Raw genomic sequence first — 13,084 nt, forward strand, 5'->3', positions numbered from 1 at the left:
TCATTCGGCGCCAGCTTCGAAATAGGCGCGCATCCGGTGGGCAATGACTGGGTCGAGCCGGATGAAAGTCCGGCGGCCGTCGATCGGATCGGGCACGCGGCGCGTAATCCCGGCATCGCAGAGGCGCTGTGCCAGCCTCAACGCGCTGCTCATTGGGATCGAGGATGTGACGCACAGCGCGCTGATGGAGAGACGCTTGCGTTCGCATTCGTGAACGAAGAGATCGATCAGCATCTCCCAAGCGGGATCGCCGAATAGTTCGGGTGTCCCGATCAGCTGCTGGCGGAGGAGGCGCCTGCGCATTGCGGCCCTTGCATTGGCCAGCGCAATGTCCCCGTGGTCGATGCGCGCGGGACCTCCCGGACTTCGCAATGTGAAGGAGGCTGACGGAATGGGCGTCCCGGCAAGAGTGTCATTGCTGATGACGTGATGACAGTGGGTTGATGTCACGACGATGTGGTCGATGATCTCGACGTTGAGCGACCGTCCGATCATTTCGAGCTTCCGCGTCGCCTCGATGTCCTCGACGCTGGGGCGATGGTCGCCGCTCGGATGGTTGTGCACGAGGATCAGCCCGGCGGCATTGAGTTCGAGCGCACGCCGGAAGATCGTCCGGGGGTAGATGGCAAGCTGGGCAAGTGTACCGCTTTGCAAAACTTCGTCGGCAAGAAGATGTCGCCCGCCGTCGAGAAAAAGGATGCGGAGCCGTTCGTCGGAAAGCGAGCCCATCGACATGATAAGATAGGAGCGCAGCCTCCGATCGAAAGGATCGATGCTGATACCTCGAAGGTCGCCTGAAAAGCTCTCGGCGGCGAGCTTGCGCGCCTCGAGAATGACCTCTGCCACCTGCGGCGCGTCGCCAATTACGCGAGCAAGTGCTTCGGGCGACTGCGCCCAAATGCGGCTGATCGAATGAAACGCAGCAAGAAGCTGGTCGGCTAGTGCTTCGCAGCGTTCCGGCTCGATGGTCGCAATGAAATGTACCAGGACCGATCGCTGCCGGCCTGAGCCAATCGCTTTTGGTGTTGCCAGGTTGCGGCCACGAGGAGCGGCGGAAGAAGCCAGGATGCAGCAACCTGCATCGTCAGATAAGCTATCGGATGAAGGTCCATGTCGATCGCGCGGGTCGTGTGAGCCAGCAGCGGAAGGAATTGCAGGACCGCCGCCAGCATGGGCCAGAAACGATAGGCCGTCAGCGCTACGGTCATCGTCGCGGCCGCCGCTATCAGATCGATCAGGAGGTGACCCGCATCGACCGAGAGGAAATTCACCGCGAATATCAGGTGTAGAGCTTGGTCGGAAATCAGCATGAACAGGAGAATGGCTGCTACTGCCTTCTCCGGGCCGCCCCCTTTCCGGAGGGCGTAGACGAGAGCCACCAGCAGCAATGTCACGAAGATTGCGATCCGCAGCATCGCGCTCATTCACCATGCCGATGGCCCATCGTCAATGTCGCTCAGCTCACCAGGGCAATCTTCGCCGGGCCAGCCTCGGCAACTGCCGGGCATTCGTGAAGATCGAGGCCCGACGTTTCACGGCCGATGTCGGCAAGGTCGCCATGAACACGAAGGATGTCGCCGCTCACACCAACCAGCGCCAGCTGCGCCTCGGCAATACGGCGGATCGTCGCATGGCCCTTGGCAGCGGGGACGCCTGCCGTGTCGCGACGTGCGGTTACCACTTCCGCCATGAGCGACGATACGGCGATAAGGGCGCCGTCTATCTGTGCCTCAGCGGCAGGCACCACTTTCTGCAACCGCTCGGCCGCAACGTTGTTCAGATTTTGCATAGACTCTCCTCTCCGGGGAAGCGCACCGCGCTCCCGGACCATGGTTCAACAAGAGTTGGGATCAGGCCGCGGCGAGCCGGGTCAGCGAATGACCGATCGACAGGCCTGCGATCACCATGAGCAGGATCGCAATGAGCAAACTCACGACGATCACGACCCGGGCCTGAGGCCTGTAATTTGGCCTCAGCAAATCCCTGAACGGAGAGCCTTCGCTCCGAGGCCCGGCTCGGCTTGCCAAATTATCGTTCAGATGCAGCAAGCTGGCGGGGTCACCGTCCGGGAAGTCGGATGGCACCAGCTCGGGGGCTGGCGGTAGTATGACCGGATCACATGGTATCCGATCATAGGTCTGGCGCAGCCGCGCATAGATGATCGCGGTCTCGTCACGGTTGGCCGCGCCCAGCGTGTCGCGTGCGGTGGTGAGCCGCAGATCCACCGCCTGCTTCGATATGTCGAGGTCGCGGGCGATCTGTTTCGAGGTTTTTCGTTCCAGCAGCAAATCGAGACAGGCCCGCTGCTTTTCTGTCAAGCGCGTCCACCTCAAGAACTCGTCCGAATGCTGCGACCCCGAATCACTCATCCTGACACTGTTGTCAAAATTACGCTCGGCACAACCCGCCGACCTTCATTTAATCGCCACCGAATCGGAACTGATCGCATCGCGGCCTACGCCATTCTCTGTCTTTCTTACCCACAGTACGACGCGCGCAAATCTCTGTTGAAAATAGTGAATCTCTGCGTCTCTTACTCGTCCCCGTCGAGCCGGGCGTCCTTGCCCGGACCATCCAACGGGGACTATCATGGGCGCAGAGCCGGTCCGTTTCGAGGCGCAGGGGCGTGGTGCCCGCATGCTGCGTACAGCGCTTGGCGGCGCAATTGCCGAGTGGCTTGCCGACCCCGCGGTCATCGAAATCATGCTCAATCCTGACGGTCGGCTCTGGGTCGATCGCCTCGGCGCAGGGATCACCGATAGCGGTATCCTGCTCGCGGCCACCGACGGTGAGCGCATCATCCGGCTCGTGGCGCATCATGTCGGCGCCGAGGTCCATGCCGGGTCGCCGCGCGTGTCGGCCGAGCTTCCCGAAAGCGGCGAGCGCTTTGAGGGTCTGTTGCCGCCCGTGGTCGCGGCGCCGACCTTCGCGATCCGCAAGCCCGCGGTCGCCGTCTTCTCGCTCGGCGATTATGTCGCAGCCGGCATCATGTCCGCACCGGCGGCCGAGGCGCTACGCTCCGGGGTCGCCGAGCGCCTCAATATCCTCGTCGCCGGCGGAACCGGGACGGGCAAGACGACGCTCACCAATGCCCTGCTCGCCGAGGTCGCCAAGACCAGCGAACGCGTCGTCCTGATCGAAGACACCCGCGAGCTCCAATGCGCGGCTCCGAACCTCGTCGCGATGCGCACCAAGGATGGGGTCGCGTCGCTGTCCGATCTCGTCCGTTCCTCGCTTCGGCTTCGGCCGGACCGCATCCCGATCGGCGAGGTCCGCGGTGCCGAGGCGCTCGACCTTCTGAAGGCTTGGGGCACCGGACATCCCGGCGGCATCGGCACGATCCACGCGGGCAGCGCGATCGGCGCGCTCCGCCGCATGGAGCAGCTCATTCAGGAAGCCGTGATCACGGTCCCACGGGCCCTCCTCGCAGAAACGATCGATCTCGTTGCCGTTCTCGTGCGCGACGGCGCCGGGCGGCGCCTTGCCGAACTCGCCCGCGTCGACGGTCTCGATGCGTCGACCGGCGACTATCGCATCACCCCCCTCTTTACCCCCGAAGGAGACTGACCATGACCCACGCCGCCCGGCGGGAGGCGCCGCGCTTCCTGCTCGCCTCGACCGCTCTCTATGTCGCGCTCGTTACCGCCTTGCCCGCTCGGGCCGGTGGCTCGTCGATGCCGTGGGAAGCGCCGCTGCAATCGATCCTCGAAAGCGTCGAGGGGCCCGTCGCGAAGGTGATCTCGCTGATCATCATCATCATCACCGGGCTGACCATCTCGTTCGGCGACACGTCGGGCGGTTTTCGCCGCATGGTCCAGATCGTGTTCGGGCTGTCGATCGCCTTCGCGGCGTCGAGCTTCTTCCTGACCTTCTTTTCCTTCGGCGGCGGAGCCGTCGTCTGATGGATGCCCCGGCCGAAGTCACCGGTTTCTTCGCGCCCGTGCACCGCGCGCTCGCCGAGCCGATCCTGCTCGGCGGCGCGCCGCGCGCCCTCGCGATCGCCAATGGCACGCTCGCGGCCGGGATCGGCCTTGGCCTCCGCCTCTGGATCGCGGGTCTCGTCCTCTGGATCGTCGGCCATGCGCTCTCGGTCTGGGCGGCGCGCCGCGACCCGCAATTCGTCGACGTCGCCAAGCGTCACCTCAAATATCCTGTCTGGATGCGGCCATGATGAACCTCGCCGAATATCGCTCGAAGTCGGCCTGCCTTTCCGATTATCTCCCCTGGGTCGCGCTGGTCGCCGAGGGCGCGGTGCTCAACAAGGATGGCTCGTTCCAGCGAACCGCGGCCTTCCGCGGCCCCGATCTCGACAGCGCCACCCCCGCCGAACTCGTCGCGGTCACCGCCCGGCTCAACAATGCGATCCGGCGCCTCGGCTCCGGCTGGGCCTTGTTCGTGGAGGCGCAGCGGCTGCCGTCGAGCGATTATCCCGCATCCTCATTTCCCGATCCGGCATCCGCTCTTGTCGACATGGAGCGCCGCGAGCAATTCCGGGAGGAAGGGGCGCATTTCGAGAGCCGCTATTATCTGACCCTCCTGTGGATGCCGCCGGCCGAGGATGCCTCGCGGGCGGAGGGCTGGCTTTATGAGGGTATGGAGCGCTCGGGGGTCGATCCGAAGGAGCATCTCGCGAGCTTCATCGACCGGTCGAACCGCATCCTTCATCTCGTCGAAGGCTTCATGCCCGAGGCCGAATGGCTCGATGACGGCGAGACGCTGACCTATCTCCATTCAACCGTATCGACGAAGCGGCAGCGTGTCCGGGTTCCCGAGACGCCAGTCTATCTCGACGCGCTGCTGACGGACCAGCCGCTCATCGGCGGGCTTGAGCCGCGGCTCGGCGAGCAGCATCTGCGGACCCTGACGATCACGGGCTTTCCGACCGCGACCTGGCCCGGCCTCCTCGACGATCTCAACCGGCTGGCCTTCGCCTATCGCTGGTCGACCCGCGCGATCATGCTCGACAAGACAGACGCGACCAAGCTGCTGACGAAAATCCGGCGACAATGGTTCGCCAAGCGCAAGTCGATCGCGGCGATCCTCAAGGAGGTGATGACCAACGAGCAATCGGCGCTCGTCGACAGCGATGCCTCGAACAAGGCGGCCGACGCCGACATGGCGTTGCAGGAGCTCGGCGCCGATCATGCCGGCGTCGCCTATGTGACCGCGACCGTCACCGTGTGGGACAGCGACGCGGCCCTCGCCGCCGAGAAGCTCCGGCTGGTCGAGAAAGTCATCCAGGGGCGCGACTTCACCTGCACGATCGAGGGCATGAACGCGATCGAGGCCTGGCTCGGGAGCCTGCCCGGCCACGCCTACGCCAATGTCCGCCAGCCGCCGATTTCCACCCTCAACCTTGCCCACATGATCCCCCTGTCTGCCGTGTGGGCGGGGGCGGAACGGGACGAGCATTTCGGAGACGCCCCCTTGCTCTATGGCAAGACCGAAGGCTCGACCCCGTTCCGCCTTTCCCTCCATGTCGGCGACGTCGGTCATTGCCTCGTCGTCGGTCCGACGGGGGCAGGCAAATCGGTGCTGCTCGCGACGATGGCGATGCAGTTTCGCCGCTATCCGGGCTCGCAAATCTTCGCGTTCGATTTCGGCGGCTCGATCCGCGCCGCAGCCCTCGCGATGGGCGGGGACTGGCAGGATCTTGGCGGGGCGCTCCACGATGGCGAGGGCGGCGTGGCGTTGCAGCCGCTCGCCCGGATCGACGAGGCGTCCGAGCGGAGCTGGGCTGCCGAATGGCTCGCCGCGCTGTTCGCGGGCGAAGGCATGATGATCGACCCGGCGGCGAAGGAGCATCTCTGGTCGGCGCTGACCTCACTCGCGACGGCGCCTGTCGCCGAACGCACGCTGACGGGGCTCGCGGTGCTTCTCCAGTCGCGCGACCTCAAGCAGGCGCTCGCGCCCTATTTGGTCGGCGGACCCTGGGGGCGGCTGCTCGATGCCGACGAGGAGCGCATCGGGGCCGCGCGCGTGCAGGCCTTCGAGACCGAAGGCCTTGTCGGCGCCGCGTCGGCGGGACCCGTCCTGTCCTATCTGTTTCACCGGATCGCCGGACGGCTCGACGGCTCGCCGACGCTCATCATCATCGACGAAGGCTGGCTCGTGCTCGACAGCCCGGCCTTCGCGGCGCAGCTCCGCGAATGGCTGAAGACGCTCCGCAAGAAGAATGCGAGCGTGGTCTTCGCGACGCAGAGCCTTGCCGACATCGAAACCTCTAGCATCGCACCCGCGATCATCGAGAGCTGTCCGACCCGCATATTTCTGCCGAACGAGCGCGCGCTCGAGCCGCAGATTGCCCGCATCTACGAGCGCTTCGGTCTCAATGACCGGCAAATAGAGATACTGAGCCGGGCGACCCCGAAGCGCGACTATTATTGCCAGTCGCGGCGCGGCAATCGCCTCTTCGACCTGGGGCTAGGCGAGGTTGCGCTCGCCTTCACCGCGGCATCTTCGAAGACCGATCAGACGCGCATCGCGGAGCTGTTCGCAGCGCACGGCCCCGAAGGGTTCGCGGCCGCCTGGCTTTCCCACCGCAAGCTCGAATGGGCGGCCGAGCTGCTCCCCACCATTGCCGCCCCCAATGAGGAGTGCCCCCGATGAAGAAGAATATCGTCCGCGCCGTCGCTGCCGCGGCACTTGTGTTGCTGCCCGTGTCGGGCGCGATGCTGGCCGTCCCGGCGAGCGCCCAGCTCGGCGGCATCGTCCACGATCCGCGCAACTATTCGCAGAATATCCTGACCGCGGCGCGCACGCTCGAGCAGATCAACAACCAGATCAAGCAGCTGCAGAATCAGGCGACCTCGCTGATGAACGAGGCGAAGAACCTCAACAGCCTGCCGACATCGACGCTGGGCACGCTCGAGGCGCAGGTCGACCAGACGCGCCAGCTCCTCGCGCAGGCAGAGGGCATCGCGTTCAACGTGTCGGACATCCAGAAGGGGTTCGAGGCGCGCTACAAGGGCGGAGCGCTGACGGGCTCTGCCGCCGAGATGGTCGCCAATGCCGAGGCGCGCTGGAAGGACAGCGTCGGCGCCTTCGAGGATGCGATGAAGGTGCAGGCCGGCATCGTCACGAACATGGGCGGAACGCGGACGTCGATCTCGACGATCGTCGGCGCCAGCCAGTCGGCAACCGGCGCGCTGCAGGCCGCGCAGGCGGGCAACCAGCTGCTCGCCATCCAGTCGCAGCAGATCGCCGATCTCGCCGCCGTCATGAGTGCGCAGGGCCGCGCCGAGATGCTCGATGCCGCGCGCGCGGCATCGAGCATCTCGGCGCGGCCCTGCGCACTCATGACGGCGGCGAGATCGGCGATCTGCTGCGACTGGATGGCGAGCAGCTGGTTGCCCGCCTGCGCGGCCTGCAGCGCGCCGGTTGCCGACTGGCTGGCGCCGACGATCGTCGAGATCGACGTCCGCGTTCCGCCCATGTTCGTGACGATGCCGGCCTGCACCTTCATCGCATCCTCGAAGGCGCCGACGCTGTCCTTCCAGCGCGCCTCGGCATTGGCGACCATCTCGGCGGCAGAGCCCGTCAGCGCTCCGCCCTTGTAGCGCGCCTCGAACCCCTTCTGGATGTCCGACACGTTGAACGCGATGCCCTCTGCCTGCGCGAGGAGCTGGCGCGTCTGGTCGACCTGCGCCTCGAGCGTGCCCAGCGTCGATGTCGGCAGGCTGTTGAGGTTCTTCGCCTCGTTCATCAGCGAGGTCGCCTGATTCTGCAGCTGCTTGATCTGGTTGTTGATCTGCTCGAGCGTGCGCGCCGCGGTCAGGATATTCTGCGAATAGTTGCGCGGATCGTGGACGATGCCGCCGAGCTGGGCGCTCGCCGGGACGGCCAGCATCGCGCCCGACACGGGCAGCAACACAAGTGCCGCGGCAGCGACGGCGCGGACGATATTCTTCTTCATCGGGGGCACTCCTCATTGGGGGCGGCAATGGTGGGGAGCAGCTCGGCCGCCCATTCGAGCTTGCGGTGGGAAAGCCAGGCGGCCGCGAACCCTTCGGGGCCGTGCGCTGCGAACAGCTCCGCGATGCGCGTCTGATCGGTCTTCGAAGATGCCGCGGTGAAGGCGAGCGCAACCTCGCCTAGCCCCAGGTCGAAGAGGCGATTGCCGCGCCGCGACTGGCAATAATAGTCGCGCTTCGGGGTCGCCCGGCTCAGTATCTCTATTTGCCGGTCATTGAGACCGAAGCGCTCGTAGATGCGGGCAATCTGCGGCTCGAGCGCGCGCTCGTTCGGCAGAAATATGCGGGTCGGACAGCTCTCGATGATCGCGGGTGCGATGCTAGAGGTTTCGATGTCGGCAAGGCTCTGCGTCGCGAAGACCACGCTCGCATTCTTCTTGCGGAGCGTCTTCAGCCATTCGCGGAGCTGCGCCGCGAAGGCCGGGCTGTCGAGCACGAGCCAGCCTTCGTCGATGATGATGAGCGTCGGCGAGCCGTCGAGCCGTCCGGCGATCCGGTGAAACAGATAGGACAGGACGGGTCCCGCCGACGCGGCGCCGACAAGGCCTTCGGTCTCGAAGGCCTGCACGCGCGCGGCCCCGATGCGCTCCTCGTCGGCATCGAGCAGCCGCCCCCAGGGTCCGCCGACCAAATAGGGCGCGAGCGCCTGCTTGAGGTCGCGCGACTGGAGAAGCACCGCGAGCCCCGTCAGCGTGCGTTCGGCGACAGGCGCCGTCGCGAGTGAGGTCAGCGCCGACCAGAGATGCTCCTTCGCCGCCGGGTCGATCATCATGCCTTCGCCCGCGAACAGCGCGGCGAGCCATTCGGCAGCCCAGCTCCGCTCGGACGCCTCGTCGATCCGGGCGAGCGGCTGCAACGCCACGCCGCCCTCGCCATCGTGGAGCGCCCCGCCAAGATCCTGCCAGTCCCCGCCCATCGCGAGGGCTGCGGCGCGGATCGAGCCGCCGAAATCGAACGCGAAGATTTGCGAGCCCGGATAGCGGCGAAACTGCATCGCCATCGTCGCGAGCAGCACCGATTTGCCTGCCCCCGTCGGACCGACGACGAGGCAATGACCGACGTCGCCGACATGGAGGGAAAGGCGGAACGGGGTCGAGCCTTCGGTCTTGCCATAGAGCAAGGGGGCGTCTCCGAAATGCTCGTCCCGTTCCGCCCCCGCCCACACGGCAGACAGGGGGATCATGTGGGCAAGGTTGAGGGTGGAAATCGGCGGCTGGCGGACATTGGCGTAGGCGTGGCCGGGCAGGCTCCCGAGCCAGGCCTCGATCGCGTTCATGCCCTCGATCGTGCAGGTGAAGTCGCGCCCCTGGATGACTTTCTCGACCAGCCGGAGCTTCTCGGCGGCGAGGGCCGCGTCGCTGTCCCACACGGTGACGGTCGCGGTCACATAGGCGACGCCGGCATGATCGGCGCCGAGCTCCTGCAACGCCATGTCGGCGTCGGCCGCCTTGTTCGAGGCATCGCTGTCGACGAGCGCCGATTGCTCGTTGGTCATCACCTCCTTGAGGATCGCCGCGATCGACTTGCGCTTGGCGAACCATTGTCGCCGGATTTTCGTCAGCAGCTTGGTCGCGTCTGTCTTGTCGAGCATGATCGCGCGGGTCGACCAGCGATAGGCGAAGGCCAGCCGGTTGAGATCGTCGAGGAGGCCGGGCCAGGTCGCGGTCGGAAAGCCCGTGATCGTCAGGGTCCGCAGATGCTGCTCGCCGAGCCGCGGCTCAAGCCCGCCGATGAGCGGCTGGTCCGTCAGCAGCGCGTCGAGATAGACTGGCGTCTCGGGAACCCGGACACGCTGCCGCTTCGTCGATACGGTTGAATGGAGATAGGTCAGCGTCTCGCCGTCATCGAGCCATTCGGCCTCGGGCATGAAGCCTTCGACGAGATGAAGGATGCGGTTCGACCGGTCGATGAAGCTCGCGAGATGCTCCTTCGGATCGACCCCCGAGCGCTCCATACCCTCATAAAGCCAGCCCTCCGCCCGCGAGGCATCCTCGGCCGGCGGCATCCACAGGAGGGTCAGATAATAGCGGCTCTCGAAATGCGCCCCTTCCTCCCGGAATTGCTCGCGGCGCTCCATGTCGACAAGAGCGGATGCCGGATCGGGAAATGAGGATGCGGGATAATCGCTCGACGGCAGCCGCTGCGCCTCCACGAACAAGGCCCAGCCGGAGCCGAGGCGCCGGATCGCATTGTTGAGCCGGGCGGTGACCGCGACGAGTTCGGCGGGGGTGGCGCTGTCGAGATCGGGGCCGCGGAAGGCCGCGGTTCGCTGGAACGAGCCATCCTTGTTGAGCACCGCGCCCTCGGCGACCAGCGCGACCCAGGGGAGATAATCGGAAAGGCAGGCCGACTTCGAGCGATATTCGGCGAGGTTCATCATGGCCGCATCCAGACAGGATATTTGAGGTGACGCTTGGCGACGTCGACGAATTGCGGGTCGCGGCGCGCCGCCCAGACCGAGAGCGCATGGCCGACGATCCAGAGGACGAGACCCGCGATCCAGAGGCGGAGGCCAAGGCCGATCCCGGCCGCGAGCGTGCCATTGGCGATCGCGAGGGCGCGCGGCGCGCCGCCGAGCAGGATCGGCTCGGCGAGCGCGCGGTGCACGGGCGCGAAGAAACCGGTGACTTCGGCCGGGGCATCCATCAGACGACGGCTCCGCCGCCGAAGGAAAAGAAGGTCAGGAAGAAGCTCGACGCCGCGAAGGCGATCGACAGCCCGAACACGATCTGGACCATGCGGCGAAAACCGCCCGACGTGTCGCCGAACGAGATGGTCAGCCCGGTGATGATGATGATGATCAGCGAGATCACCTTCGCGACGGGCCCCTCGACGCTTTCGAGGATCGATTGCAGCGGCGCTTCCCACGGCATCGACGAGCCACCGGCCCGAGCGGGCAAGGCGGTAACGAGCGCGACATAGAGAGCGGTCGAGGCGAGCAGGAAGCGCGGCGCCTCCCGCCGGGCGGCGTGGGTCATGGTCAGTCTCCTTCGGGGGTAAAGAGGGGGGTGATGCGATAGTCGCCGGTCGACGCATCGAGACCGTCGACGCGGGCGAGTTCGGCAAGGCGCCGCCCGGCGCCGTCGCGCACGAGAACGGCAACGAGATCGATCGTTTCTGCGAGGAGGGCCCGTGGGACCGTGATCACGGCTTCCTGAATGAGCTGCTCCATGCGGCGGAGCGCGCCGATCGCGCTGCCCGCGTGGATCGTGCCGATGCCGCCGGGATGTCCGGTGCCCCAAGCCTTCAGAAGGTCGAGCGCCTCGGCACCGCGGACCTCGCCGATCGGGATGCGGTCCGGCCGAAGCCGAAGCGAGGAACGGACGAGATCGGACAGCGACGCGACCCCATCCTTGGTGCGCATCGCGACGAGGTTCGGAGCCGCGCATTGGAGCTCGCGGGTGTCTTCGATCAGGACGACGCGTTCGCTGGTCTTGGCGACCTCGGCGAGCAGGGCATTGGTGAGCGTCGTCTTGCCCGTCCCGGTTCCGCCGGCGACGAGGATATTGAGGCGCTCGGCGACCCCGGAGCGTAGCGCCTCGGCCGCCGGTGCGGACATGATGCCGGCTGCGACATAATCGCCGAGCGAGAAGACGGCGACCGCGGGCTTGCGGATCGCGAAGGTCGGCGCCGCGACCACGGGCGGCAACAGACCCTCAAAGCGCTCGCCGCTTTCGGGAAGCTCGGCCGACACGCGCGGCGACCCGGCATGGACCTCGGCGCCGACATGATGCGCCACGAGCCGGATGATGCGCTCACCGTCGGTGGCCGCGAGCAGGATACCGCTATCGGTGATCCCTGCGCCGAGGCGATCGACCCAGAGCCGACCGTCAGGATTGAGCATGATTTCGATGACCGCGGGGTCGGCAAGCCACTCGGCAATTGCGCCGCCAAGCGCTGTACGCAGCATGCGGGCACCACGCCCCTGCGCCTCGAAACGGACCGGCTCTGCGCCCATGATAGTCCCCGTTGGATGGTCCGGGCAAGGACGCCCGGCTCGACGGGGACGAGTAAGAGACGCAGAGATTCACTATTTTCAACAGAGATTTGCGCGCGTCGTACTGTGGGTAAGAAAGACAGAGAATGGCGTAGGCCGCGATGCGATCAGTTCCGATTCGGTGGCGATTAAATGAAGGTCGGCGGGTTGTGCCGAGCGTAATTTTGACAACAGTGTCAGGATGAGTGATTCGGGGTCGCAGCATTCGGACGAGTTCTTGAGGTGGACGCGCTTGACAGAAAAGCAGCGGGCCTGTCTCGATTTGCTGCTGGAACGAAAAACCTCGAAACAGATCGCCCGCGACCTCGACATATCGAAGCAGGCGGTGGATCTGCGGCTCACCACCGCACGCGACACGCTGGGCGCGGCCAACCGTGACGAGACCGCGATCATCTATGCGCGGCTGCGCCAGACCTATGATCGGATACCATGTGATCCGGTCATACTACCGCCAGCCCCCGAGCTGGTGCCATCCGACTTCCCGGACGGTGACCCCGCCAGCTTGCTGCATCTGAACGATAATTTGGCAAGCCGAGCCGGGCCTCGGAGCGAAGGCTCTCCGTTCAGGGATTTGCTGAGGCCAAATTACAGGCCTCAGGCCCGGGTCGTGATCGTCGTGAGTTTGCTCATTGCGATCCTGCTCATGGTGATCGCAGGCCTGTCGATCGGTCATTCGCTGACCCGGCTCGCCGCGGCCTGATCCCAACTCTTGTTGAACCATGGTCCGGGAGCGCGGTGCGCTTCCCCGGAGAGGAGAGTCTATGCAAAATCTGAACAACGTTGCGGCCGAGCGGTTGCAGAAAGTGGTGCCTGCCGCTGAGGCACAGATAGACGGCGCCCTTATCGCCGTATCGTCGCTCATGGCGGAAGTGGTAACCGCACGTCGCGACACGGCAGGCGTCCCCGCTGCCAAGGGCCATGCGACGATCCGCCGTATTGCCGAGGCGCAGCTGGCGCTGGTTGGTGTGAGCGGCGACATCCTTCGTGTTCATGGCGACCTTGCCGACATCGGCCGTGAAACGTCGGGCCTCGATCTTCACGAATGCCCGGCAGTTGCCGAGGCTGGCCCGGCGAAGATTGCCCTGGTGAGCTGAGCGACATTGACGATGGGCCA

14 protein-coding genes and 2 pseudogenes are annotated in these 13,084 nt (G+C 65.7%); 7 read left to right on the forward strand and 9 right to left on the reverse strand.

Annotated features, from left to right (window positions below; translation table 11 throughout):
- The 4 genes from ATE70_RS25290 to ATE70_RS20015 form a co-directional block, all read right to left on the reverse strand.
- Window positions 1–846: a JAB domain-containing protein gene (locus ATE70_RS25290; RefSeq protein WP_160292463.1), complete on the reverse strand. Its 846-nt coding sequence runs from the start codon at window positions 844–846 to the stop codon at window positions 1–3.
- Between the two features lie 92 nt (window positions 847–938).
- Window positions 939–1,424 carry a hypothetical protein gene (locus ATE70_RS25285; protein ID WP_037553360.1) on the reverse strand — a complete coding sequence of 162 codons (486 nt, stop codon included), beginning with the start codon at window positions 1,422–1,424 and terminating at the stop codon, window positions 939–941.
- A 32-nt stretch (window positions 1,425–1,456) separates the two neighbouring features.
- Window positions 1,457–1,789, reverse strand: a complete 333-nt coding sequence (locus ATE70_RS20010) for a hypothetical protein (protein ID WP_052181967.1) — start codon at window positions 1,787–1,789, stop codon at window positions 1,457–1,459.
- Window positions 1,790–1,850: 61 nt separating this feature from the next.
- On the reverse strand, window positions 1,851–2,369 hold the full coding sequence (locus tag ATE70_RS20015; protein ID WP_052181968.1) for a LuxR C-terminal-related transcriptional regulator: 519 nt from the start codon (window positions 2,367–2,369) through the stop codon (window positions 1,851–1,853).
- A 220-nt stretch (window positions 2,370–2,589) separates the two neighbouring features.
- Here ATE70_RS20015 and trbB (ATE70_RS20020) point away from each other — a divergent pair, with 220 nt between their 5' ends.
- The 5 genes and pseudogenes from trbB (ATE70_RS20020) to trbJ (ATE70_RS25545) form a co-directional block, all read left to right on the forward strand.
- Complete coding sequence (gene trbB / locus ATE70_RS20020; protein WP_037553362.1) at window positions 2,590–3,567, forward strand: P-type conjugative transfer ATPase TrbB; 978 nt, start codon at window positions 2,590–2,592, stop codon at window positions 3,565–3,567.
- A 2-nt stretch (window positions 3,568–3,569) separates the two neighbouring features.
- A complete protein-coding gene (locus ATE70_RS20025; protein ID WP_037553363.1) occupies window positions 3,570–3,902 on the forward strand; it encodes a TrbC/VirB2 family protein in 333 nt (110 codons plus the stop codon).
- Window positions 3,902–4,171, forward strand: a complete 270-nt coding sequence (locus tag ATE70_RS20030; RefSeq protein WP_037553365.1) for a VirB3 family type IV secretion system protein — start codon at window positions 3,902–3,904, stop codon at window positions 4,169–4,171. Before ATE70_RS20025 ends, ATE70_RS20030 begins: the two co-directional genes overlap by 1 nt.
- The gene (gene trbE / locus ATE70_RS20035) at window positions 4,168–6,609 is read left to right on the forward strand and encodes a conjugal transfer protein TrbE (protein WP_052181969.1); all 2,442 of its coding nucleotides are present in this window, start codon (window positions 4,168–4,170) and stop codon (window positions 6,607–6,609) included. Before ATE70_RS20030 ends, trbE (ATE70_RS20035) begins: the two co-directional genes overlap by 4 nt.
- A gap of 62 nt (window positions 6,610–6,671) precedes the next feature.
- A pseudogene (gene trbJ, locus ATE70_RS25545) lies at window positions 6,672–7,214 on the forward strand (P-type conjugative transfer protein TrbJ); the annotation flags it as partial.
- 32 nt (window positions 7,215–7,246) lie between these two features.
- On the opposite strand, the pseudogene trbJ (ATE70_RS24960) reads toward trbJ (ATE70_RS25545), so the two are convergent.
- The 5 genes and pseudogenes from trbJ (ATE70_RS24960) to trbB (ATE70_RS20060) form a co-directional block, all read right to left on the reverse strand.
- Window positions 7,247–7,915 (reverse strand): annotated as a pseudogene (trbJ, locus tag ATE70_RS24960) (P-type conjugative transfer protein TrbJ); the annotation flags it as partial.
- Window positions 7,912–10,353, reverse strand: a complete 2,442-nt coding sequence (trbE, locus tag ATE70_RS20045) for a conjugal transfer protein TrbE (RefSeq protein WP_052181969.1) — start codon at window positions 10,351–10,353, stop codon at window positions 7,912–7,914. The pseudogene trbJ (ATE70_RS24960) and the gene trbE (ATE70_RS20045), both read right to left, overlap by 4 nt.
- Window positions 10,350–10,619 carry a VirB3 family type IV secretion system protein gene (locus tag ATE70_RS20050; RefSeq protein ID WP_037553365.1) on the reverse strand — a complete coding sequence of 90 codons (270 nt, stop codon included), beginning with the start codon at window positions 10,617–10,619 and terminating at the stop codon, window positions 10,350–10,352. The genes trbE (ATE70_RS20045) and ATE70_RS20050 overlap by 4 nt, the downstream gene beginning before the upstream one ends.
- Window positions 10,619–10,951 carry a TrbC/VirB2 family protein gene (locus tag ATE70_RS20055; protein WP_037553363.1) on the reverse strand — a complete coding sequence of 111 codons (333 nt, stop codon included), beginning with the start codon at window positions 10,949–10,951 and terminating at the stop codon, window positions 10,619–10,621. The genes ATE70_RS20050 and ATE70_RS20055 overlap by 1 nt, the downstream gene beginning before the upstream one ends.
- A 2-nt stretch (window positions 10,952–10,953) precedes the next feature.
- On the reverse strand, window positions 10,954–11,931 hold the full coding sequence (gene trbB, locus ATE70_RS20060) for a P-type conjugative transfer ATPase TrbB (protein ID WP_037553362.1): 978 nt from the start codon (window positions 11,929–11,931) through the stop codon (window positions 10,954–10,956).
- Between the two features lie 220 nt (window positions 11,932–12,151).
- Between trbB (ATE70_RS20060) and ATE70_RS20065 the strand changes: the two genes are divergently transcribed.
- Window positions 12,152–12,670, forward strand: coding sequence for a LuxR C-terminal-related transcriptional regulator (locus ATE70_RS20065; protein WP_052181968.1), 519 nt, complete (start codon window positions 12,152–12,154; stop codon window positions 12,668–12,670).
- A 61-nt stretch (window positions 12,671–12,731) separates the two neighbouring features.
- Window positions 12,732–13,064: a hypothetical protein gene (locus ATE70_RS20070; protein WP_052181967.1), complete on the forward strand. Its 333-nt coding sequence runs from the start codon at window positions 12,732–12,734 to the stop codon at window positions 13,062–13,064.
- Window positions 13,065–13,084 lie beyond the last annotated feature (20 nt).

Source organism: Sphingopyxis sp. H053, assembly GCF_001468225.1.
Classification (GTDB): domain Bacteria; phylum Pseudomonadota; class Alphaproteobacteria; order Sphingomonadales; family Sphingomonadaceae; genus Sphingopyxis.